General features: G+C 68.7%; 18 protein-coding genes. 8 read left to right on the forward strand and 10 right to left on the reverse strand.

Features of this window, described 5'->3' with window-relative positions; all coding sequences use genetic code 11:
* The coding region (locus VD964_RS05810) for a DUF4347 domain-containing protein (protein ID WP_324866501.1) at nucleotides 1–1,239 on the reverse strand (1,239 nt) is incomplete at its 3' end.
* 363 nt (nucleotides 1,240–1,602) lie between these two features.
* Here VD964_RS05810 and VD964_RS05815 point away from each other — a divergent pair.
* Nucleotides 1,603–2,604, forward strand: a complete 1,002-nt coding sequence (locus tag VD964_RS05815) for an MDR family oxidoreductase (RefSeq protein ID WP_324866503.1) — start codon at nucleotides 1,603–1,605, stop codon at nucleotides 2,602–2,604.
* Between the two features lie 104 nt (nucleotides 2,605–2,708).
* Here the strand turns inward: VD964_RS05815 and VD964_RS05820 are convergent, their stop codons facing one another.
* From VD964_RS05820 to VD964_RS05850, 7 genes are all read right to left on the reverse strand, one after another.
* A complete protein-coding gene (locus VD964_RS05820; protein WP_324866505.1) occupies nucleotides 2,709–3,992 on the reverse strand; it encodes a TRAP transporter large permease in 1,284 nt (427 codons plus the stop codon).
* A complete protein-coding gene (locus VD964_RS05825; RefSeq protein WP_324866508.1) occupies nucleotides 3,983–4,522 on the reverse strand; it encodes a TRAP transporter small permease in 540 nt (179 codons plus the stop codon). The genes VD964_RS05820 and VD964_RS05825 overlap by 10 nt, the downstream gene beginning before the upstream one ends.
* Before the next feature lie 64 nt (nucleotides 4,523–4,586).
* A complete protein-coding gene (locus VD964_RS05830; protein WP_324866510.1) occupies nucleotides 4,587–5,591 on the reverse strand; it encodes a TRAP transporter substrate-binding protein in 1,005 nt (334 codons plus the stop codon).
* Between the two features lie 546 nt (nucleotides 5,592–6,137).
* Nucleotides 6,138–6,779 (reverse strand): TerC family protein, encoded by a 642-nt coding sequence (locus VD964_RS05835; protein ID WP_310115494.1) that lies wholly within the window; start codon nucleotides 6,777–6,779, stop codon nucleotides 6,138–6,140.
* A gap of 267 nt (nucleotides 6,780–7,046) precedes the next feature.
* Nucleotides 7,047–8,108, reverse strand: coding sequence for a Gfo/Idh/MocA family oxidoreductase (locus VD964_RS05840; RefSeq protein ID WP_324866515.1), 1,062 nt, complete (start codon nucleotides 8,106–8,108; stop codon nucleotides 7,047–7,049).
* The gene (locus VD964_RS05845) at nucleotides 8,108–8,914 is read right to left on the reverse strand and encodes a GntR family transcriptional regulator (protein WP_324866517.1); all 807 of its coding nucleotides are present in this window, start codon (nucleotides 8,912–8,914) and stop codon (nucleotides 8,108–8,110) included. Before VD964_RS05845 ends, VD964_RS05840 begins: the two co-directional genes overlap by 1 nt.
* A 152-nt stretch (nucleotides 8,915–9,066) precedes the next feature.
* Nucleotides 9,067–11,118, reverse strand: a complete 2,052-nt coding sequence (locus tag VD964_RS05850; protein WP_324866520.1) for an NADPH-dependent 2,4-dienoyl-CoA reductase — start codon at nucleotides 11,116–11,118, stop codon at nucleotides 9,067–9,069.
* Between the two features lie 275 nt (nucleotides 11,119–11,393).
* On the opposite strand from VD964_RS05850, the gene hyi reads away from it, so the two are divergent.
* From hyi to VD964_RS05875, 5 genes are all read left to right on the forward strand, one after another.
* Nucleotides 11,394–12,188 carry a hydroxypyruvate isomerase gene (hyi, locus tag VD964_RS05855; RefSeq protein WP_324866522.1) on the forward strand — a complete coding sequence of 265 codons (795 nt, stop codon included), beginning with the start codon at nucleotides 11,394–11,396 and terminating at the stop codon, nucleotides 12,186–12,188.
* Nucleotides 12,189–12,222: 34 nt separating this feature from the next.
* A complete protein-coding gene (gene glxR / locus VD964_RS05860; protein ID WP_324866524.1) occupies nucleotides 12,223–13,107 on the forward strand; it encodes a 2-hydroxy-3-oxopropionate reductase in 885 nt (294 codons plus the stop codon).
* Nucleotides 13,108–13,348: 241 nt separating this feature from the next.
* Entirely contained in the window at nucleotides 13,349–14,611 is a 1,263-nt protein-coding gene (locus tag VD964_RS05865; RefSeq protein WP_324866526.1) for a glycerate kinase, read from the forward strand.
* 88 nt (nucleotides 14,612–14,699) lie between these two features.
* Nucleotides 14,700–15,698, forward strand: coding sequence for an aldo/keto reductase (locus VD964_RS05870; RefSeq protein ID WP_324866528.1), 999 nt, complete (start codon nucleotides 14,700–14,702; stop codon nucleotides 15,696–15,698).
* Between the two features lie 11 nt (nucleotides 15,699–15,709).
* Nucleotides 15,710–16,324 (forward strand): TetR family transcriptional regulator, encoded by a 615-nt coding sequence (locus VD964_RS05875; RefSeq protein ID WP_324866530.1) that lies wholly within the window; start codon nucleotides 15,710–15,712, stop codon nucleotides 16,322–16,324.
* A 139-nt stretch (nucleotides 16,325–16,463) separates the two neighbouring features.
* Here VD964_RS05875 and VD964_RS05880 read toward each other — a convergent pair whose 3' ends face one another.
* On the reverse strand, nucleotides 16,464–17,219 hold the full coding sequence (locus VD964_RS05880) for a cyclic nucleotide-binding domain-containing protein (RefSeq protein WP_324866532.1): 756 nt from the start codon (nucleotides 17,217–17,219) through the stop codon (nucleotides 16,464–16,466).
* A gap of 74 nt (nucleotides 17,220–17,293) precedes the next feature.
* The gene (locus VD964_RS05885; protein WP_324866534.1) at nucleotides 17,294–17,947 is read right to left on the reverse strand and encodes a TlpA disulfide reductase family protein; all 654 of its coding nucleotides are present in this window, start codon (nucleotides 17,945–17,947) and stop codon (nucleotides 17,294–17,296) included.
* A gap of 89 nt (nucleotides 17,948–18,036) precedes the next feature.
* On the opposite strand from VD964_RS05885, the gene argH reads away from it, so the two are divergent.
* Entirely contained in the window at nucleotides 18,037–19,485 is a 1,449-nt protein-coding gene (gene argH / locus VD964_RS05890; RefSeq protein ID WP_324866536.1) for an argininosuccinate lyase, read from the forward strand.
* Nucleotides 19,482–19,676 (forward strand): hypothetical protein, encoded by a 195-nt coding sequence (locus tag VD964_RS05895; protein WP_149227040.1) that lies wholly within the window; start codon nucleotides 19,482–19,484, stop codon nucleotides 19,674–19,676. The genes argH and VD964_RS05895 overlap by 4 nt, the downstream gene beginning before the upstream one ends.

Raw genomic sequence — 19,676 nt, forward strand, 5'->3', positions numbered from 1 at the left:
GTCATATTGGCTGACGACGATGTAGCGGTCGTTGCCGGCCTCGCCGAAGATCGTGTCGGCCTGGGTCTGGGCGTAGCTGCCGGCCGTGACGATGCCGGCCAGGATGGTGTCGTCGCCGTCGCCGCCGTGGATGGTGTCGCGTTCCCAGTCGCCCTTCAGCAGGTCGTTGCCGGCATCGCCATGGATCAGGTCGGCACCGCCGCCGCCGGCCACCGTGTCGTCGCCGAGTTCCCCATGCAGCTCGTCATTGTCGGCGCGGCCATAGATCAGGTCGTTGCCGCCGCCGCCGAAGACGCTGTCGTTGCCGTCACCGGCCTCAAGCGTGTCGTTGCCGGCCCCGCCATGCTCGACGTCGTTGCCGCCATGGCCCCAGAACCACACCGCGGTGTCGCCCGCCGTCAGGCTGTCGGCATATTCCGAACCGATCCAGCGCTGGATGTTGACGAAGGTGTCGCCGGCCGCCTCGCCGGTGTTGTTGGCGCCGTTGGTCAGGTCCAGCGTGAGGCCGGCGGTGGCGTCTTCGTAGGTGACGATGTTGAAGCCGCTGCCGCCGACATAATGGTCGGCGCCAAGCCCGCCGTTCATGGTATCGCCCGCCGCGACGCCGGTGTTGCCGCCGCCGACCAGCGTGTCGTTGCCGATCCCGCCGACCAGGCTGTCGTTGCCGGTGCCGCCGGTGATGCTGTCGTTGCCGGCGAGCCCGTTGATCGTATTGCCGCCATTGTCGCCGACCAGCGTGTCGTTGCCCGCCGTCGGCGTGCCGCTGTAGGCCAGCCGGTGCGGCCAGGCAGCGGCGCCCTCGAAGGGACGGGCCGCCAGGATCGGGCCGGTCACCACGTCGAGCTCCCAGGAGCCGCCCTGGTCGGCATGGCCGACGGGATGGCTGGCGGCGGCGACGCGCGCGCCGGTGACGGCTGCCAGACGCTCGACGAAGCGGCGGCCGTTGCCGCCGACGCCGACGTCGCAGGCATGGATCAGGATCTCGGTGCCGGTCGCATCGGGCCAGCGGCGGTCGAACAGGGCGCTGGTGTCGAGCGGCATCGCCCCCAGCTTCACCACGCCCGGCGCGCCGTGGGCGATCAGGTGGACTGCGGCCGGACCCGTCTCCAGGGCGTCGGCGAGCAGGCCGAGGGCGTCCTCGTCGGCGGCCACCCGGATCACCGTCACATCCGGCGTGTGCCGGCCGATCAATGCGTCGATATCGGCCAGCCCGGCGTCGGCAAGAATGATCCCGTGCATGAAAACCCCTTTCTGGGGAGTTGTTGGAAATCGTTTTGCGCGTTCCGTGATGTACGGGATCCTGCCCAGGCCACAACGCCCAATAAGCCGATCATTCCTTGGGAAGCATCACGCCCAGCCGGACGATCTGATTTCTCCGGACTAGCGAATGAGGACGGTCCCAATCGATTTCGACGCCCTCCGGCTACTCCGCCCCATGGCACCGTCTTGCCACTCATTTGCCAAGGCTGGGTAGATGTGTGGCGCAATACCTCCAATTCGTGGTCACCTCGTGCGCCGAAGGGCTGAGGCCAATTTGTTTGACCTATATCGGAATGCGGCGCATCGTTTCGGTCAGACCTGCAGCGCAACGGAGTGCGCCCGATGTCCCTTCCCGATTCCTTCACCGCCTTCGTCATCGCCGACGACAACGGCAAGCCCAAGGGCTCCTTCACCACGCTTTCGCCGTCCGATCTGCCGGACCACGAGGTGCTGGTCGAGGTCTCCCATTCCACGGTCAACTACAAGGACGGGCTCGCCGTCACCGGAAAGGCGAAGATCGCCCGCAAGCTGCCGATGGTGGCGGGGATCGATCTCGCCGGCACGGTGGTCGAGTCGCGCTCGCCCGACTGGAAGGCCGGCGACCGGGTGGTGGTCAACGGCTGGGGCATGTCGGAGACGCAGTGGGGCGGCTACAGCCGCTATCAGCGGGTGAAACCGGAGTGGCTGACCCGGCTGCCCGATGCCTTCACGCCCGAACAGGCGATGGGGATCGGCACCGCCGGCTACACCGCGGCGCTGTGCGTCGACGCGCTGGAACGCTGGGGCGCGATCCAGCCCGGCGGCCGCGAGGTGCTGGTCACCGGTGCGGCCGGCGGTGTCGGATCGGTGGCGGTCGCCCTGCTGGCCAAGCGCGGCTATGCCGTCACCGCCTCCACCGGGCGGCCGGAGACGCACGAGTATCTGCGCGGCCTTGGCGCCGGCGGCTTCATCGACCGCGCCACCCTGCTGGAAAAGGGAGCGCCCCTGCAGAAGGAGCGCTGGGCGGGCGGCGTCGATTCGGTGGGCGGCCAGACCCTGGTCAACGCCTTGGCGCAGACGGTGTGGGGCGGAGCCGTCGCCGCCTGCGGGCTGGCCGGCTCGTCCGATCTGCCCGGCACGGTGCTTCCGCATATTCTGCGCAGCGTGACGCTGATCGGCATCGATTCGGTGATGGCTCCGGCCGACCGCCGTGCGTCCGCCTGGGCAAGGCTGGCCCGCGACCTCGACCCCGGCCATCTGAGCGCGATGTACGAGGTCCATCCCTTCGCCGACCTGCCGGCGCTGGGCGAACGCATCCTGGCCGGCCAAATCCGCGGCCGGGTGGTTCTGGACCTGACGGCCTGATACCGGCGGCCCGAATCCGGCGCATAAAAAATGGGCCATCGGCGAGAAGCCGATGGCCCAGTCCAGGAGAGAATTCGTTCAGGAGGGCCGGGGCCCGCCCCGGTTCAGTTCATCAGCAGGCGCGGCAGCCACAGCGAGAAGGCCGGGACATAGGTGACCAGAAGCAGCGCCAGGAACAGCGCCCCGTAGAAGGGCGTGATGGAGCGCATCACCTCGCCCACCGAGACGCCGCCGATGGCGCAGCCGATGAACTGGGTGGTGCCGACCGGCGGGGTGTTCAGGCCGAGCGCGCAGTTGATCAGCATCACGATGCCGAACTGCACCGGGTCCATGCCGTAGGTCATGGCGATCGGCAGGAAGATCGGCGTGCAGATCAGGATCGTGCTGGCCATGTCCATGAAGGTGCCCAGCAGGAACAGGATGATGTTGATCAGCAGGAAGATGACGATCGGGTTGGACGAAATGCCGGCCAGCAGTTCGCCGGTGATGTCCGCCACCTCATAGAGGCCCATGAGGTACTGGAACATCGTCGACACGCCGATCAGCAGCAGCACCACGCCGGTGGTCTTCACCGTCTTGGCGGCGGCGGCCAGGAACTTCTCCAGCGTCAGCGTGCGGTAGACCAGCGTCGTCAGCAGCAGCGCGTAGATCACGGCCACGGAGGCCGATTCGGTCGCGGTGAACACGCCGCTGGTGATGCCGGCCAGGATGATGACGACGATCAGCATGCCGGGCAGGGCGGCGGCGAAGGTGTGCAGCAGGATGTCCCAGCCGGGGAAGGACCCCTTCGGGTAGCCGCGGCGGACCGCGACGTAGTAGGCGGCGCCCAGGTTGCAGACCATCAGCAGCAGCGCCGGCATCAGGCCCGCGGCGATCAGCGCGCCGATGGACGCCTTTCCGCCGGCGGCCAGCGCGTAGATGATCATGTTGTGGCTGGTCGGCATCAGCGCGCCGACGAGGGCGGCGTGGGTGGTGACGTTGACCGCGTAGTCGGCGTGGTAGCCTTCCCGCTTCATCATCGGGATCATCACGGCGCCCATGGCCGACACGTCGGCGACGGGGGAGCCGGCGACGCCGCCGAACAGGGTGCAGGCCACCACGTTGGACATGCCCAGCCCGCCACGGATGTGGCCGACCATGCTCTTCGCCGCGGCGACGATCTTGTCGGCGACGCCGCCGTGCAGCATCAGCTCGCCCGAGAAGACGAAGAAGGGAATGGCCAGGAACGAGAAGACGTTCATCCCCGACATCATCTGCTGGAAGACCACCGCGACGGGCAGGCCTTCATAGAGGATGGTGCAGAGCGCCGACAGGCCGATGGCGAAGGCGACCGGAATGCCGAGGATGAGGAAGCCGAAGAAGGTGATGCTGAGGATCATCAGTTCCATGACGGCTTTACCTCCTCGCCGCGCAGGATGGCGACGATATGCTCGATGGAGAACAGGACGATCAGCACACCCGACAGCACCAGCGGCACGTAGCGTACGGCTTCGGAGATGTGAAGGTTCGGGATCGTGTAGGACATGACCGAACTGCCGAGAATCCAGCCGTTGTAGGCCATGCAGCCGCCGAAAATTCCGACCAGCGCGTAGATGAGGATGTCCATCTTGCGCCGCGCACTGTCAGACAGCATCACCAGCAGGGATTCGAGCCCGATGTGGCCGGCGTCGCGGACGCCGACGGCGGCACCGATCAGGGTGACGTACAGCACCAGCACGATGGCCAGGCTTTCCGCCCAGGTCGGCGAGTTGTTCAGCACGTAGCGGCCGAACACCTGATAAAAGACGACCGCGACGATCGCCATCAAACCGATGATGGCGACATACATGCCGGTCTTGGCCAGCACCGCGTTCATCCGCGTCAGCCAGCCGGCTGCATGCGGCGGGCTGACATCCATTGCTTGCAGCTCGATATCCATGCTGCGGCTCCCCTTGGGTGGCGGCACCGTCCCGCCGGGGACGGCGCCGCGCCTCACCCCTTGCTTACTTGGTTTCCTGGACGCGCTGCACGAGGCTCTGGAGCTTCGGCGTGTTGGCGAACTTGTCGTAGACGGGCTTCATCGCATCGATGAATTCCTGCTTGTTGGTGACCTCGACGATCTGGGCGCCGGCCTTGGTCACGACGTCCTTCGACTTCTGCTCGCGCTCTTCCCACAGCTTGCGCATGTAGGGCACCGACTCCTTGGCGGCCTGGCGGACCAGAGCCTGGTCGTCCTTGGACAGGCGGTCCCAGGCGACCTTGGAGAAGACCAGCACTTCCGGCGCCATCGCGTGTTCGGTCAGCGTGAAGTACTTGGCCGCTTCGAAGTGGCGCGAGGACTCGTACGACGGATAGTTGTTCTCGGCCGCATCGACGATGCCGGTCTTGAGCGCGGTGTAGACCTCGCCGAAGGGCATCGGCGTGGCGTTGGCGCCCAGCGCCTGGATCATGGCGACGAACAGGTCGGACTGCTGGACGCGGATCTTGGCGCCCTTCATGTCGGCCAGCGTCTTGTAGGGCTTGGCGGCCGAATACATGCTGCGCGAGCCGCTGTCGTAGAAGGCGAGGCCGACCATGCCCTGGCTTTCCATCGCCGCCAGGATTTCGTCGCCGATCTGGCCGTCCAGGACGCGGCGCATGTGGCCGGTGTCGCGGAAGATGAAGGGCAGCGCGGTGACCATCGTCTCCGGCACCACGTTGTTCAGCGGCGCCACGTTGATGCGCATCATCTCGAGCGCGCCGATCTTCAGCTGCTCGATCGTGTCCTTCTCGTTGCCGAGAGCGCCGTTCGGGAACACCTTGACGCCGAGACGGCCGTTGGTGCGTTCCGCCAGCAGCTTGCCGACATAGCGCGCCGCCTCGACGGTCGGGTAGTCGGTCGGGTGGATGTCGGCCGACCGGAAGTCGCGCGCGGCGGCCGGAGCCGACAGCATCGGCGCGGCCATCATGCTGCAGACGGCACAGGCGGCCAGCAGCGCGGTGCGGACCGAAGTCAGAGCAAACTTCATAGGTTCTCCTCCTGTGTGCGGGGCCGGAGCCTGAGCGGGCCGGCCTCTCTTGTTCTGGTGTTTCCGGATTGCCTGGTGGCCGGTGGGCCGCCTGTGTGTGACTGGATGAACCGTGGGCCGGTGACAGACGGAGCGTGGATGAGGCCCCTTTGCCGAGACCGGCTTTCGCAGCGCTGCGACCGCGCCACGCGCAGCCAGAAATTGCGCATGGCCGACACAGGCCCTGCCCTTGCCCCCATCCTCTTTCCGCTCCGCTTGGCAACGGTGCCGCCCCTCGGCGGCGCCCTGTTCACGTCACTTAGGATATTAGTATATCACTCTGCGTGCAAGTCTGAAAGTTCCAGCCGGCAACTACCGTTTTGGACTTTAAACTGAATCAGATTGGCGGGGAGAGAGACAAAGTGGCTGCAGAAGCGGGTTTCAGCCAGTACACGCATCGCCGCAGGGGGTTGGGTGCGACATTCGGCCCCAGCTCTCGCCGCAGCCCTTCCCCCATTCGCTCAAACGCGGCGGCCAGTCATTCCAAGGCCGTTCAACACAAGGCCGTCAGCCGTGACCGTTCACCAGGGGCCACACCTCCATGGCGCCGCGGTAGATCATGTCCAGGGCGACGTAGAAGATGATGGCGAGGCCGACATAGGCCAGCCAGCGATGCTTCTGCAGAACGCGGGCGATGACGCTGGCGGCGAGGCCCATCAGGGCGATCGACAGGGTCAGGCCGATGACCAGCACCCCCAGATGCTCGCGCGCGGCGCCGGCCACGGCCAGGACGTTGTCCAGCGACATCGACACGTCGGCGACGACGATCTGCCAGACCGCTTGGCTCAGGGTCTTGCGCGGGCCGGCCGTATCGGCTCCGCCGTCGTCCTCCAGCACCTCGACCGCCTCGTCCTCCTCATGGGACTGGCGCAGTTCGCGCCACATCTTCCACGAGACCCACAGCAGCAGCACGCCGCCGGCCAGCAGAAGCCCGATGATCTGGAGAAGCTGGGTGGTGACCGCCGCGAAGGCGATGCGCAGCACGGTGGCGGCCAGGATGCCGATCAGGATGGCCTTGCCGCGCTGTTCCCGCGGCAGTCCGGCGGCGGCCAGACCGATGACGATGGCGTTGTCGCCGGCCAGCACCAGGTCGATCATGATGACCTGAAGCAGCGCGAAAAGCGCCTCAGTTGTGAATAGCTCCGTCATTTGAGCGGATGTCCTCGCATCACGAAAAATGTGGGCGGAGAGTCCGCGCGAGGGCTGTTCGGACCGGCCGGGTCATGCCGAAGCATCGACGGAAGGCGTCGGTCGGGGGCACGGGGCGCGGGCCGCTCCTTGGTGTTCCCAGTCCGACATCGCAACCGGTGAGGTTGCCAGAGGGGCCCGGCCTGGTGCTGGCGCTTTACGCCAAAGTGGTGGTTTCCGCAAGGCCGCACACCGCGCGGCCCGGCGGATGGAGTTCGGGTTGCGGGGTCAGGGTTCGGCCACCTCCACGGTTGTGCCGCCGGCGGCGGCGTCCAGGATCGCGTCGATCAGACGGTGCACCTTCAGCGCCTCCCGCCCGTCCACCCGCGGCCGGCGCCCCTCGTCGAGCGCATCGAGGAAGTCGGACAGCACGGCCCGGTGATGCTGGTGCGAGAAGGCCATCGGATCGGCGCCGCCACCCAGCGTGGCGCCATCCTGGCCGGCGAGGATGCGCTCGCCGCCGACCAGCTGCACCTCCAGCCGGTCGCCGGACAGCACGGCCGACCCGCCGGTTCCGGCGATCTCGATCCGCTCCGGATAGCCGGGATAAGCGGCGGTGGTGGCGTCGATGGTGGCCAGCATTCCGTTGCCGTATCTGAGCGCGGCGGCGACCACGTCTTCCGTATCCATCCGGCGAAGCACGCTGGTGGCGGCAAATCCCGCGACCCGCTCCGGCAGGCCGAGCAGGCCGACGAAGGCGTCCAGCGTGTGGATCGCCTGGGTCAGCAGCACCCCGCCGCCGTCGCGCGCCTTCATGCCGCGGCCGGGCTGGGCGTAATAGGCGGCGTCGCGCCACCAGCGCACCGACACAGCCGCCGACAGCGGCCGGCCCAGCGTGCCGTCGCGCATCAGCCCGGCCAGCCGCTCCACCGAGGCGCGGAACCGGTGCTGCAGGACGACGCCCAGCGTCAGCCCGGCCTCCTCCATCGCCGATACCACGGCGCGCGCGCCCTCCGGCGTGGCGTCCAGCGGCTTTTCCAGCAGCACATGCTTGCCGGCGGCGGCACAGCGGGCGACCAGTTCGGCATGGCTGTCGGGCGGGGTCAGCAGCAGGACGGCCGACAGCGTCGGATCCTCGAGCAGGGTCTCGACCCGGTCGACCGTCGGCAGTCCGTGGCGGGCGGCGAAGGCGGCGCGGCGCTCGGCCGACGGGCTGAAGCAGCCCGCCACCTCCACCCGGTCCCGAAGGTCGATCAGGCTCTGCGCATGGGGCGCCGAGGCCATGCCGAGGCCGATCACGCCGATGCGGCGGCGGCCGGGTGCAACCGAAGGGGCGGTCGGGGCGGACATCAGGGCGTTCCTTCCATGACTGCGTCGGTCAGGCTGCCGGAGAAATAGAGCGGTGCGGCATTGCGCACGTCGTCCACCGTGATCTGCAGATTGTCCAGGTGCAGGATCAGGCTCCGTTCGGCCCGGTCCGGGTCGTGGGCGGCGATGGCCTCGACGATGGCCTCATGTTCGGCGATCACCGTGCGCATGCGGCCGGGAACCGGCAGGGTCAGCCGCCGGCAGCGGTCGAGCTGGACCTTGGCCTGCTGGATGATCGTCCAGAAGCCGGGATAGCCCGCCATTTCGGTGATCTGGGCGTGGAAGGTCTCGTCGGCCTGATGGAAGCCGTTGGCGTCACCGACCGCATCGACCTCGCGCTGCTGCTCCAGGCAGGCGCGCAGGGCCGCGATCTGGCTGCGGCTGGCGCGCTCCGCGGCGAAACGCACGGTGGCGCGCTCCAGCACCTTGCGGATCACGCCGGCCTCCGGCAGCGCTTCCAGCGGGATGCGGGCGACGAAGGTGCCGGATTGCGGGAAGATTTCGATCAGCCCCTCGTCCGCCAGCCTCAGCACCGCCTCGCGCACCGGCGTGCGGCTGACGCCATAGGCTTCTGCGATCTGCTTCTCGGCGATCGGGTCGCCCGGCTTGCGCCTCAGCGACACGATCTCCGCCCGGAGGTCGCGGTGGATGGCGTCGGCCGCCGTCGGGCCGCGCCGCACGTCGCGCCGGGCCGGCGGGCGGATCTGGAGTGGGGCGGCCTTGCCCGGCTTGGCCGGACGGGTGGCAGCGGTGGAACCGGTTTTGGCCGGCGGGTTGCCGGATGGCATGGCGTCCAGCCTCCTCAGGAGCGACTGACGCCAGAATACTAATATATCAGCTAGGGCGGCAAGCAATTTCGCTCATCCCCCGTCGCGTACGGGTGTGACAAAGGCGCCCGCACTCCCGCAATGGATGTGGAGGGAGGGCGAGGACCACCCGCCTACAGCCCCGCCGCCAGCCGGGTGCCCTGGGCGATGGCGCGCTTGGCGTCCAGTTCCGCCGCTATGTCGGCGCCGCCGATCAGGTGGACGGGGATGCCGGCGGCCTCCAGCGGCGCCTGAAGTTCCCGCAACGGCTCCTGCCCGGTGCACAGCACGATGCTGTCGACGGCCAGCGTCTGCATGCGCTCGCGCTTCTCGCCGAAGCTGATGGTCAGACCTTCGTCGTCGATGCGCTCGTAATTCACGCCGGACAATGCCTGGATGTTCTTCATCTTCAGCTGGGCCCGGTGGATCCAGCCGGTGGTCTTGCCCAGCCCGGCGCCGGGCTTGCTCGCCTTGCGCTGGAGCAGGACGATCTCCCGCGCCGGGGGCGTCAGGTGGGGGCGGATGCCGGCGACGCCGCCGCGCGCCTCGGCCGGGTCGGCAACGCCCCATTCGGCGCGCCACAGCGCCGGCTCCAGGCTGGGCGACGGCCCCTCATGGGCCAGGAAATCGCTGACGTCGAAGCCGATGCCGCCCGCCCCGACCACGGCGACCCGGCGGCCGACCGGCTTGGCGCCGCGCAGCACATCGATGTAGGTCAGCACCTTCGGGTGGTCCTGGCCGGGAATCCTCGGGTCGCGAGGCACCACCCCGGTCGCCAGAACCACCGCGTCGAACCCCGCACCCGTCAGGTCGCCGGCACCCACCCGCCGGCCCAGATGCAGCGCCACCCCGGTCTCCGCCAGCCGGTTGCGGAAATAGCGCACCGTCTCGTGGAATTCCTCCTTGCCGGGGATCAGCTTGGCCATGTTGAACTGGCCGCCGATCTCGTCGGCCGCATCGAACAGATGCACCTCGTGCCCGCGCTCCGCCGCCGTCGTGGCGCAGGCCAGCCCGGCCGGGCCGGCGCCGACCACGGCGATGCGCTTGCGTTGTCTGGCGGGGACGATCACCAGTTCCGTCTCGTGGCAGGCGCGCGGGTTGACCAGACAGCTGGCCGTCTTGCCGGAGAAGATGTGGTCCAGGCAGGCCTGGTTGCAGGCGATGCAGGTGTTGATCGCTTCCGGCCGGCCCGCCGCCGCCTTGGCGACGAAGTCCGGATCGGCCAGGAAGGGCCGCGCCATCGACACCATGTCGGCCAGCCCCTCGCCGATCACCGCGTCGCCGACCTCGGGCGTGTTGATGCGGTTGGTGGTGCAGAGCGGGATCGACACCGATTCCTTCAGCTTGCCGGTCACCCAGGCGAAGTTGGCGCGCGGCACGCTGGTGGCGATGGTCGGCACCCGCGCCTCGTGCCAGCCGATGCCGGTGTTGATGATGGTGGCGCCGGCCTGCTCGATGGCTTGGGCAAGCTGCACCACCTCCTCCCATGTGCTGCCGTCGGGGATCAGGTCCAGCATCGACAGGCGGTAGATGATGATGAAGTCGCGCCCGACCGCCTCCCGCATGCGCGACACGATCTCCACCGGGAAGCGCATGCGGTTCTCGTAAGCGCCGCCCCACTTGTCGGTGCGCTGGTTGGTGTGGGTCACCAGGAACTGGTTGATCAGGTAGCCTTCCGACCCCATCACCTCCACCCCGTCATAGCCGGCCTCGCGCGCCAGTTCGGCACAGCGGACATAGGCGCGGATCTGGCGCTCCACCCCCCTTGCGGTCAGGGCGCGCGGGGTGAAAGGAGTGATCGGCGACTTGATGCGCGACGGCGCCACCGACAGCGGGCTGTAGGCATAGCGGCCGGCATGCAGGATTTGCAGCGCGATCTTGCCGCCTTCGGCATGGACCGCGTCGGTGATGACCCGGTGCGACCGCGCCGCCCCATGCCGCGCCAGGGTGGAGCCGAAGGGCGACAGCCACCCCTCCACATTCGGCGAGAAGCCGCCGGTCACCATCAGCCCGACCCCGCCGCGCGCCCGCTCGGCGAAATAGGCGGCCAGCCGCGGGAAATGGCGGCGGCGGTCCTCCAGCCCGGTGTGCATCGACCCCATCAGCACCCGGTTCTTCAGCACCGTGAAGCCGAGGTCGAGCGGGGCCAGCAGATGGGGGTAGGGATGGGTCACGGGCTGGCTCACTGGGTGGTTCCTCCGGCTTTGGAAGACGGCGCTTCTGGTGGCGCTGGGGATACGGATGATCCGTGCTGCGGAGCCTAGTTCGAGTTGACGTATGCGTCAACATGGTTCCGCGACGACCCACATGCCCTCTTCCGCATTGTTCGCCCTCCCCGCTTTCCGCTGGATGAAAAAGCCGTTCGGCGAACTGGCTCAAGGCGCTGCACGGCGGTCAAGCTCCCGACCCAAGGACCGCCCCCCATCCGCGGCGGCCAATTCGCGCAACCGGGAGTTCGGCCATGGTGCAGTTCGCCGCCAACCTGACGATGCTCTACAACGAGCATCCCTTCCTCGACCGATTCGCCGCGGCGGCCGATGCCGGCTTCCGTGGCGTGGAGTATCTGTTCCCCTACGACTTCCCCGCCGACGCGCTGGCCGAGAAGCTGCGCCAACATGGGCTGACCCAGGTTTTGCACAATCTGCCCGCCGGCAACTGGGGCGGCGGGGAGCGCGGCATCGCCATCATGCCCGACCGCGTGCAGGAGTTCCGCGACGGCGTCGCCCGCGCCATCGACTATGCCGGCACGCTGGGCTGCAAACAGGTCAACTGCCTCGTCGGCATCCTGCCGCAGGGGGGCGACGCCGTCGCGGCGGAAAGCACGCTGACCGGCAACCTCGCCTATGCCGCCGACGCGCTGGCCGGCACGGGCATCAAGCTGCTGATCGAGCCGATCAACACCCGCGACATCCCCGGCTTCTACCTGAACCGGACCAAACAGGCGCTGGACCTGATCGCCAAGGTCGGCTCCGACAATCTGTACGTGCAGTACGACATCTACCACATGCAGATCATGGAAGGCGATCTGGCCCGCACGATCGAGGCCAACCTCGCCCGCATCGCCCATGTCCAGCTGGCCGACAATCCCGGCCGCTTCGAGCCCGGCACCGGCGAGATCAATTATCCCTTCCTATTCAAGCATCTGGACGCCATCGGCTACCGCGGCTGGGTCGGCTGCGAATACAAGCCGAAGACGACGACGGACGAGGGGCTCGGCTGGTTCGCCCCCTACAAGACTGAACCGGCGCACGCCTGAGGCACCCTCACCAATTCAAAGAAGGACTATCGTCATGAAGGTCGGATTCATCGGTCTCGGCATCATGGGCACCCCGATGGCGGGGCATCTGCTGGACGCCGGTCACACGCTCTACGTCCATGACATCAAGCCGGTGCCGGCCGACCTGACGTCCAAGGGCGCCATTCCCTGCCCGTCGGGCCGGGAGGTCGCGGCGGCGGCCGAGGTCATCATCACCATGGTGCCCGACACGCCCCATGTCGGCGCCGCCCTGTTCGGCGAGAACGGCGTCGCCGCCGGCCTGTCGTCGGGCAAGATCGTGGTGGACATGTCCTCGATCTCGCCCATCGAGACCAAGGAATATGCCAAGCGCATCAACGACCTCGGCTGCGCCTATCTCGACGCGCCGGTGTCGGGCGGTGAGGTCGGGGCCAAGGCCGCCTCGCTGACCATCATGGTCGGCGGCCCGCAGGAGGCCTTCGACACGGTCAAGCCGCTGTTCGACAAGATGGGCAAGAACGTCACGCTGGTCGGCGGCAACGGCGACGGCCAGACCACCAAGGTCGCCAACCAGATCATCGTCGCGCTGACCATCGAGGCGGTGGCCGAGGCCCTGCTGTTCGCGTCGAAGGCCGGCGCCGATCCGGCCAAGGTCCGTCAGGCGCTGATGGGCGGCTTCGCCTCCTCCCGCATCCTGGAGGTCCATGGCGAGCGGATGATCAACCGCAACTTCACCCCCGGCTTCCGCATCGAGCTGCACCAGAAGGACCTCAACCTCGCGCTGAGCGGCGCCAAGGCGCTGAACCTGTCGCTGCCCCACACGGCAAGCTGCCAGCAGCTGTTCAACGCCTGCGCCGCGCAGGGCGGCTCGGCCTGGGACCACTCCGGCATGCTGCGCGCGCTGGAACTGCTGGCCGGGCACGAGGTGGGGGCGAAGTGAGGTTGGGCGCCGGATTGCCCCCTCCCTAACCCTCCCCCGCTTCGCGGTGGAGGGAACTCCGCCGCATTCGCGACCGACTCCCTCTACCGCGAAGCGGGGGAGGGAAGGGGCCCATGCGCAGCATGGGAAGGGAGGGGGCAACCGCCGCCACCACCCCACCCGCACCATTTCCCCACCCCTCATTCCCGTGCATTCTACCCGCCCCGCTTCCCACGACGCCCGAGCGACCATGAGCACCGCCATGACCACAGACGCCCTGCTCCACGACCTGTTCCAGGCGGCGCTGACCGCGGTGACCGCCGAGACCCGGCTGCCGGCGGCCCTGCCGCAGCCGCCGAAGGGCCGCACGGTGGTGATCGGCGCCGGCAAGGCGGCGGCGGCCATGGCGAAGACGGTGGAAGACCACTGGCCGGGGCCGCTCACCGGCCTCGTCGTCACCCGCTACGATCATGATTTGCCGACCGAGCGGATCGAGGTGGTGCAGGCCAGCCATCCGGTGCCCGACGCCGCCGGGCAGGAGGCGGCGCGGCGTATCGTCGACATGGTCCAGGGGTTGACCGCCGACGACCTCGTGCTCTGCCTGATCTCCGGCGGCGGGTCCGCCCTGCTGGCCCTGCCGGCTCCCGGCATCACGCTGGATGACAAGCGCGCCGTCGCCAAGGCCCTGCTGAAGAGCGGCGCCGACATCGGTGAGATGAACTGCGTGCGCAAGCATCTGTCGGCGGTGAAGGGCGGCCGGCTGGCCGCCATGGCCCATCCTGCCCGCGTCGTCTCGCTGCTGGTTTCCGACGTGCCGGGAGACGATCCGTCGGTGATCGCCAGCGGCCCGACCGTGCCCGACCCGACCAGCTTCGCCGACGCCCGCGCCATCCTGGCGAAATACGGCATCACCCCGCCGCCCGCCGTGGCCGCCTTCCTCGAAGCGGCCGAGGACGAAACGCCCAAGCCCGGCGATCCGCGCCTGAGCGGTGCCGTCACCACCATCATCGCCACCCCGCAGGACGCGCTGGAGGCCGCAGCGGCACTCGCCCGCGACCGCGGCTACAGCCCCGTGATCCTCGGCGACGCCATCGAGGGCGAAGCGCGCGAGGTCGCCAAGGTCCATGCCGGCATCGCCCGTCAGGCCGCCCGCCACGGCCAGCCGGCCCCGGTCCCCGCCGTGATCCTGTCCGGCGGCGAAACCACGGTGACGGTGCGTGGCCAGGGCCGCGGCGGCCGCAATGTCGAATTCCTGCTGGCGCTGGCGGTGGCGCTGGACGGCCATCCCGGTATCCGGGCCGCCGCCTTCGACACAGACGGTATCGACGGGACGGAGGACAATGCCGGCGCCATCCTGCGCCCCGATACCCTGGAACGGGCGGAGGCCATGGGGCTCGATGCCAAGGCCTTCCTCGCCGACAACGACGGCTACAGCTTCTTCAAGGCGCTGGGCGATCTGGTCGTCACCGGCCCGACGCGGACCAACGTCAACGACTTCCGGGTGATCGTCATCGAACGCTCCTGACGCCCGACAGGAAATATCGACTGACAGATATTGACATCTGTCATTCCATAACCAATAACCTCTCCATCACGCATCGATGGAGGGATACATGGACACGCGCGCACTCGGCACATCCGGCCCCACCGTTTCCGCCCTCGGCCTCGGCTGCATGGGCATGTCCGACATGTACGGCCCCGCCGACCGGGCGGAGGGCATCGCCACCATCCATGCGGCGCTCGACGCCGGGGTGACGCTGCTCGACACCGGCGACTTCTACGGCATGGGCCACAACGAGATGCTGATCGGCGAGGCGGTGCGCGGCATCCCCCGCGACCGCTTCCAGGTCAGCGTGAAGTTCGGCGCCCTGCGCGCGCCGGACGGCAGCTGGCTCGGCTACGACGCCCGGCCGGCGGCGGTGAAGAATTTCCTGGCCCACACGCTGAGCCGGCTTGGGCTGGACCACATCGACATCTACCGCCCGGCCCGTCTCGATCCGAACGTGCCGATCGAGGACACCATCGGCGCTGTCGCCGACATGGTGAAGGCCGGCTATGTCCGCCACATCGGCCTGTCGGAAATGGGGGCCGACACCATCCGCCGCGCCGCCGCCGTCCACCCGATCTGCGACCTGCAGATCGAATATGCGCTGATCTCCCGTGGGATCGAGGAGTCCATCCTGCCGGCCTGCCGCGAACTCGGCATCGGCATCACCGCCTATGGCGTCTTGTCGCGCGGCCTGATCAGCGGCCATTGGAAGAAGGACAGCGCCGGCGCCACCGGCGACTTCCGCGCCCACAGTCCGCGCTTCCAGGGTGAAAACCTGGACCACAATCTGGCTCTGGTCGAGGAACTGCGCCGGGTCGCCGCGGCGAAGGGGGTCAGCGTCGCGCAGATCGCGATTGCTTGGGTGCTGTCGCGCGGTTCGGATATTGTGCCGCTGGTCGGCGCGCGGCGGCGCGACCGGCTGACCGAAGCGCTGGGAGCCCTGGAATTTGACCTCACCCCCGATGACCTCGCCGCGATCGAACGGGCGGTCCCGCCCGGCGCGGCGGCCGGCGACCGCTACGCCCCGCAACAGATGGCGATGCTCGACAGCGAGCGGCGCTGAGGCACAGCCCAATGGCTGAGGCGGCGCTGACCCCGGACCGCATCCTGGAGGCGGCGGAAGAGGTCCTGCGCCGCTACGGTCCCGCCAAGGCCACGGTGGTGGACGTCGCCCGCGCGCTGGGCGTCAGCCATGGCAGCGTCTACCGCCACTTCCCCAGCAAGGCCGCGCTCCGCGACACGGTGACGGAGCGCTGGCTCGCCCGCGTCGCCGATCCGCTGGACGCTATCGCGGAGGAGTCCGGCCCGGCACCCGCCCGCCTGCGCCGCTGGTTCGACGCGCTGATTCAGGCCAAGCACCGCAAGGCCGGCGACGATCCGGAACTGTTCGCCACCTACATGGCGCTCGCCGCCGAAGCCCGCGAGGTGGTGGCGGAGCATGTGGCGCATCTCTGCGGCCAGATCGCCCGCATCGTCGCCGACGGCATGGCCGACGGCGGCTTCGCCCCCGGCGACGCCACGGCTGTGGCCCGTGCCCTGCTCGACGCGACCGCCCGCTTCCACAACCCCGCCCACGCCGCCGAATGGGCCTCCCCCGACACCGCCGCGGCGTTCGAGGCGGTGTGGGCGCTGGTCATGCGCGGGCTGGAGGTTAGGGAGATTCCCTCTCCCCCCCGGGGAGAGGGTTAGGGTGAGGGGGATGCACTACATGGATTTGGGGGAAGAGCAGGGATATTCGCTGCTTGATGATCCTCGCCATGCATCCCCCTCACCCAGCCCTCTCCCCGGGGGGGGAGAGGGTTACCGCTCCGGGAGAAGGCGATCAAACTCACCCCGCCTTCTTCGTCAGCTGCGCGATGTAGATCCGCGTCAGCGACTTCAGGATCGGCGGCATCGCCATCACCGCATCCTCGAAGCTGCGCTTGTCGATCACCTCGCAGATGCCGCCGGCGACCGCCACCGCGGTAGCGTCCGGCGTGCGCCCGGTCAGCAGGTAGATCTCGCCGAACAGGCTGCCTGGTCCGAAGGTCGCGATGTCCCCGCCCAGCGTGCCGCGGCCGGGGCGGAGCGCCACGCGGCCGGACTGGATCAGATAGGCGGCGTTCACCGGCTCGTTGGGGCCGAAGAAGACATGCCCCTCGCGGATCATCCGGCGATCGACCACCTTCTGGAACGAATTGGTGGATCGGAAATCCACCGCGTTGCCGAACCGCTCGGTCGGCGGCAGGCCATAGTCGCGGCGGATGGCGGCGATCAGGCTCTGCAACAGGTATGAGGCCAGCGGCGGGCTGCGCTTCAGCAGGCCGCGGAAGGCGTCCCGCGTCACCTCGACGCAAACCACCTCGGTCAGCGAGCGCACGGTGGCGCTGCGCTCCCCATCGTCGATCAGCGCCATCTCGCCGACCACGGCCCCCTTGCCGACCACCCCCAGCCGCCGGGTGCCGCCGTCCGGCGTGGTCAGCAGCACCTCCAGCTCGCCGGATTCGATCAGCCACGCCCGGTCGGCGCGTTCGCCCTGCCGCATCATCACGATGCCGGCACCGATGGTGAAGCGCTTGGGACCGGAAGCTGCGGATTGCGTCATGGGGCGGCTCGGGAGAGGCGAAAGGTTATCGCGGCACTCTACCCCATGGCGCCAAGGCCGTCAGCCGCCAGCCGTCAGCCGCCGGTCTTCATCACCCCGCCGCGGTCGCGCGCCGGCCCGCCGCCGCGGCCCAAATGCTGGCGCAGGAAGGCGACGACCTCCGGCGCATCCCACTCCACCGCCCCTTCGACGCGGCCAAGCTCGCGGCCTTCCGGATCGACCAGGATGGTGGTGGGCAGGCCGCGCAGGGACAGCGCCTTCATCGAGTCCGACGCCGGGTCGAGGAACACCGTCAGGTTCTGCACCCCCGTCTTCTTGTAGAAGGGTTCCACCGCCGCCCGCCCGCCGCGGTCCAGCGACAGCGCCACCACCTGGAAGGCGTCGCCGCCCAGCTGGGCCTGCAGCCGGTCGAGCGAGGGCATCTCCTTCACGCAAGGCCCGCACCAGGTCGCCCACAGGTTCAGCAGGATCACCCGGTCCTTGAAGTCGGCCAGATCGATCCGCCTCCCTTCGGCGTCGATGAAGGACAGCGGCGGCATCGGCTTGGGCTCCGCCCCCTTGAACTTCTCCAGCTTGTCGACGCCGGTTGAGGCGACGGGCGTGGCCCCGGATGTGGCTCCGGATGTGGTCGCGGCAGGGGCGTCCGGCGCGTCCGGCGCGCCCAGCCGCAGCACCTCCGGTGGAGTGGGCGCCGCACCGGCGCTCCACCACAGGCCGGCCCCGGCCATGCACACACAAACCGTTGCGACAGCCGCCAAAGTCCGCATACTCACGCTTCCTCGCTCCCCTTCACCCGAATGCCCCGGTATCCGTCCCCATGAGCGCCGATCAGACCCCGCCGAATTCCGCCGCCACAACCGGCGCCGCCACCGGTGCCGCCGCACCCGCCGCCAGCCAGATGTGGGGCGGGCGATTCGCGCGCGGTCCCGCCGCCATCATGGAGAAGATCAACGCCTCCATCGGCTTCGACAAGCGGCTCGCCGACCAGGACATCGCCGGGTCGAAGGCCCATGCCGCGATGCTGGCCAAGCAGGGCATCATAACCCAGGCCGATGCCGACGCCATCATCGGCGGGCTCGACCGCGTAAAGGCAGAGATTGACGCCGGCAGCTTCACCTTCAAGGTGGAGTTGGAGGACATCCACATGAATGTGGAGGCCCGGCTGGCCGAACTGATCGGCGAGCCGGCCAAGCGCCTGCACACCGGCCGCTCGCGCAACGACCAGGTGGCGACCGACTTCAAGCTGTGGGTGCGCGATGCCATCGACCGGACCATCGCCGGGCTGACCGCGCTGCAGGCCGCCCTGATCGACCTGGCGGAGCAGCACACCGGCACGGTGATGCCCGGCTTCACCCACCTGCAGGCGGCGCAGCCCATCAGCTTCGCCCATCACCTGCTGGCCTATGTCGAGATGTTCGGGCGCGACCGCAGCCGCTTCCGCGACGCCCGCTGCCGGCTGAACGAGTGTCCGCTGGGCTCGGCGGCGCTGGCCGGCACCCCCTACCCCATCGACCGCTTCATGACGGCGGAGGCGCTGGGCTTCAACCGGCCGACCGCAAACTCGCTGGACGCGGTTTCCGACCGCGACTTCGCGCTGGAATACCTGTCGGCGGCGTCGATCTGCGCCATGCACCTGTCGCGCTTCGCCGAAGAGATCGTGATCTGGTGTTCCGCCCAGTTCCGCTTCATCAAGCTGTCGGACGCCTTCACCACCGGCTCCTCGATCATGCCGCAGAAGAAGAACCCCGACGCGGCGGAGCTGGTGCGTGCCAAGGCGGGCCGGGTGATCGGCAGCCTGAACAGCCTGCTGATCGCCATGAAGGGCCTGCCGCTGGCCTATTCCAAGGACATGCAGGAAGACAAGGAACCAGTGTTCGAGGCCGACGACACGCTGGCGCTGTGCATCGCCGCCATGGAGGGCATGGTGCGCGACATGCAGCCCAATGTCCCGGCGATGCGCGAGGCGGCCGACCGCGGCTTCCTGAACGCCACCGACCTCGCCGACTGGCTGGTGCGGGAACTGGACATGCCCTTCCGCGAGGCGCACCACGTCACCGGCCGCGCCGTGAAGGCGGCGGAGGACCGCCGCATCGGCCTGACCGACCTGACGCTGGCGGAGTTGCAGGCCATCGAGCCGCGCATCACCGAAGCCGTCTATCCGGCGCTGAGCATCGAGGCGTCGCTGAACAGCCGCACCAGCTTCGGCGGCCCGGCCCCGGTCCGCGTGCAGGAGGCGGTGAAGGCCGCCCGGGAGCGTTTCCTGTGAACCGTCACGTCACCCTGACCGTCCTCGCCCTGGCCGGCGTGCTGGCTCTGGCCGGCTGCGGCAAGAAGCCCAGCATCGTCGACAGCCCGCGTCCGGAGGGTCAGGTCGATCCCTTCCCGCGCACCTATCCCAACCCCTCGCTGGACCCGAAGCCCGGTAAGCCGGCCGGTTCCGGAGTCCAGTTCCCATGA

The organism is Azospirillum sp., assembly GCF_035628975.1.
GTDB lineage: Bacteria > Pseudomonadota > Alphaproteobacteria > Azospirillales > Azospirillaceae > Azospirillum.

Bases quoted from the DNA above. Each gene is read 5' to 3' on its own strand.
- VD964_RS05820 (WP_324866505.1), bottom strand. From the start codon at position 3,992: ATGGAACTGATGATCCTCAGCATCACCTTCTTCGGCTTCCTCATCCTC.
- VD964_RS05845 (WP_324866517.1), bottom strand. From the start codon at position 8,914: ATGCCATCCGGCAACCCGCCGGCCAAAACCGGTTCCACCGCTGCCACC.
- argH (WP_324866536.1), top strand. From the start codon at position 18,037: ATGAGCGCCGATCAGACCCCGCCGAATTCCGCCGCCACAACCGGCGCC.
- hyi (WP_324866522.1), top strand. From the start codon at position 11,394: ATGGTGCAGTTCGCCGCCAACCTGACGATGCTCTACAACGAGCATCCC.
- VD964_RS05815 (WP_324866503.1), top strand. From the start codon at position 1,603: ATGTCCCTTCCCGATTCCTTCACCGCCTTCGTCATCGCCGACGACAAC.
- VD964_RS05865 (WP_324866526.1), top strand. From the start codon at position 13,349: ATGACCACAGACGCCCTGCTCCACGACCTGTTCCAGGCGGCGCTGACC.
- VD964_RS05875 (WP_324866530.1), top strand. From the start codon at position 15,710: ATGGCTGAGGCGGCGCTGACCCCGGACCGCATCCTGGAGGCGGCGGAA.
- VD964_RS05835 (WP_310115494.1), bottom strand. From the start codon at position 6,779: ATGACGGAGCTATTCACAACTGAGGCGCTTTTCGCGCTGCTTCAGGTC.
- glxR (WP_324866524.1), top strand. From the start codon at position 12,223: ATGAAGGTCGGATTCATCGGTCTCGGCATCATGGGCACCCCGATGGCG.
- VD964_RS05870 (WP_324866528.1), top strand. From the start codon at position 14,700: ATGGACACGCGCGCACTCGGCACATCCGGCCCCACCGTTTCCGCCCTC.
- VD964_RS05880 (WP_324866532.1), bottom strand. From the start codon at position 17,219: ATGACGCAATCCGCAGCTTCCGGTCCCAAGCGCTTCACCATCGGTGCC.
- VD964_RS05840 (WP_324866515.1), bottom strand. From the start codon at position 8,108: ATGTCCGCCCCGACCGCCCCTTCGGTTGCACCCGGCCGCCGCCGCATC.
- VD964_RS05825 (WP_324866508.1), bottom strand. From the start codon at position 4,522: ATGGATATCGAGCTGCAAGCAATGGATGTCAGCCCGCCGCATGCAGCC.
- VD964_RS05830 (WP_324866510.1), bottom strand. From the start codon at position 5,591: ATGAAGTTTGCTCTGACTTCGGTCCGCACCGCGCTGCTGGCCGCCTGT.
- VD964_RS05885 (WP_324866534.1), bottom strand. From the start codon at position 17,947: ATGGCCGGGGCCGGCCTGTGGTGGAGCGCCGGTGCGGCGCCCACTCCA.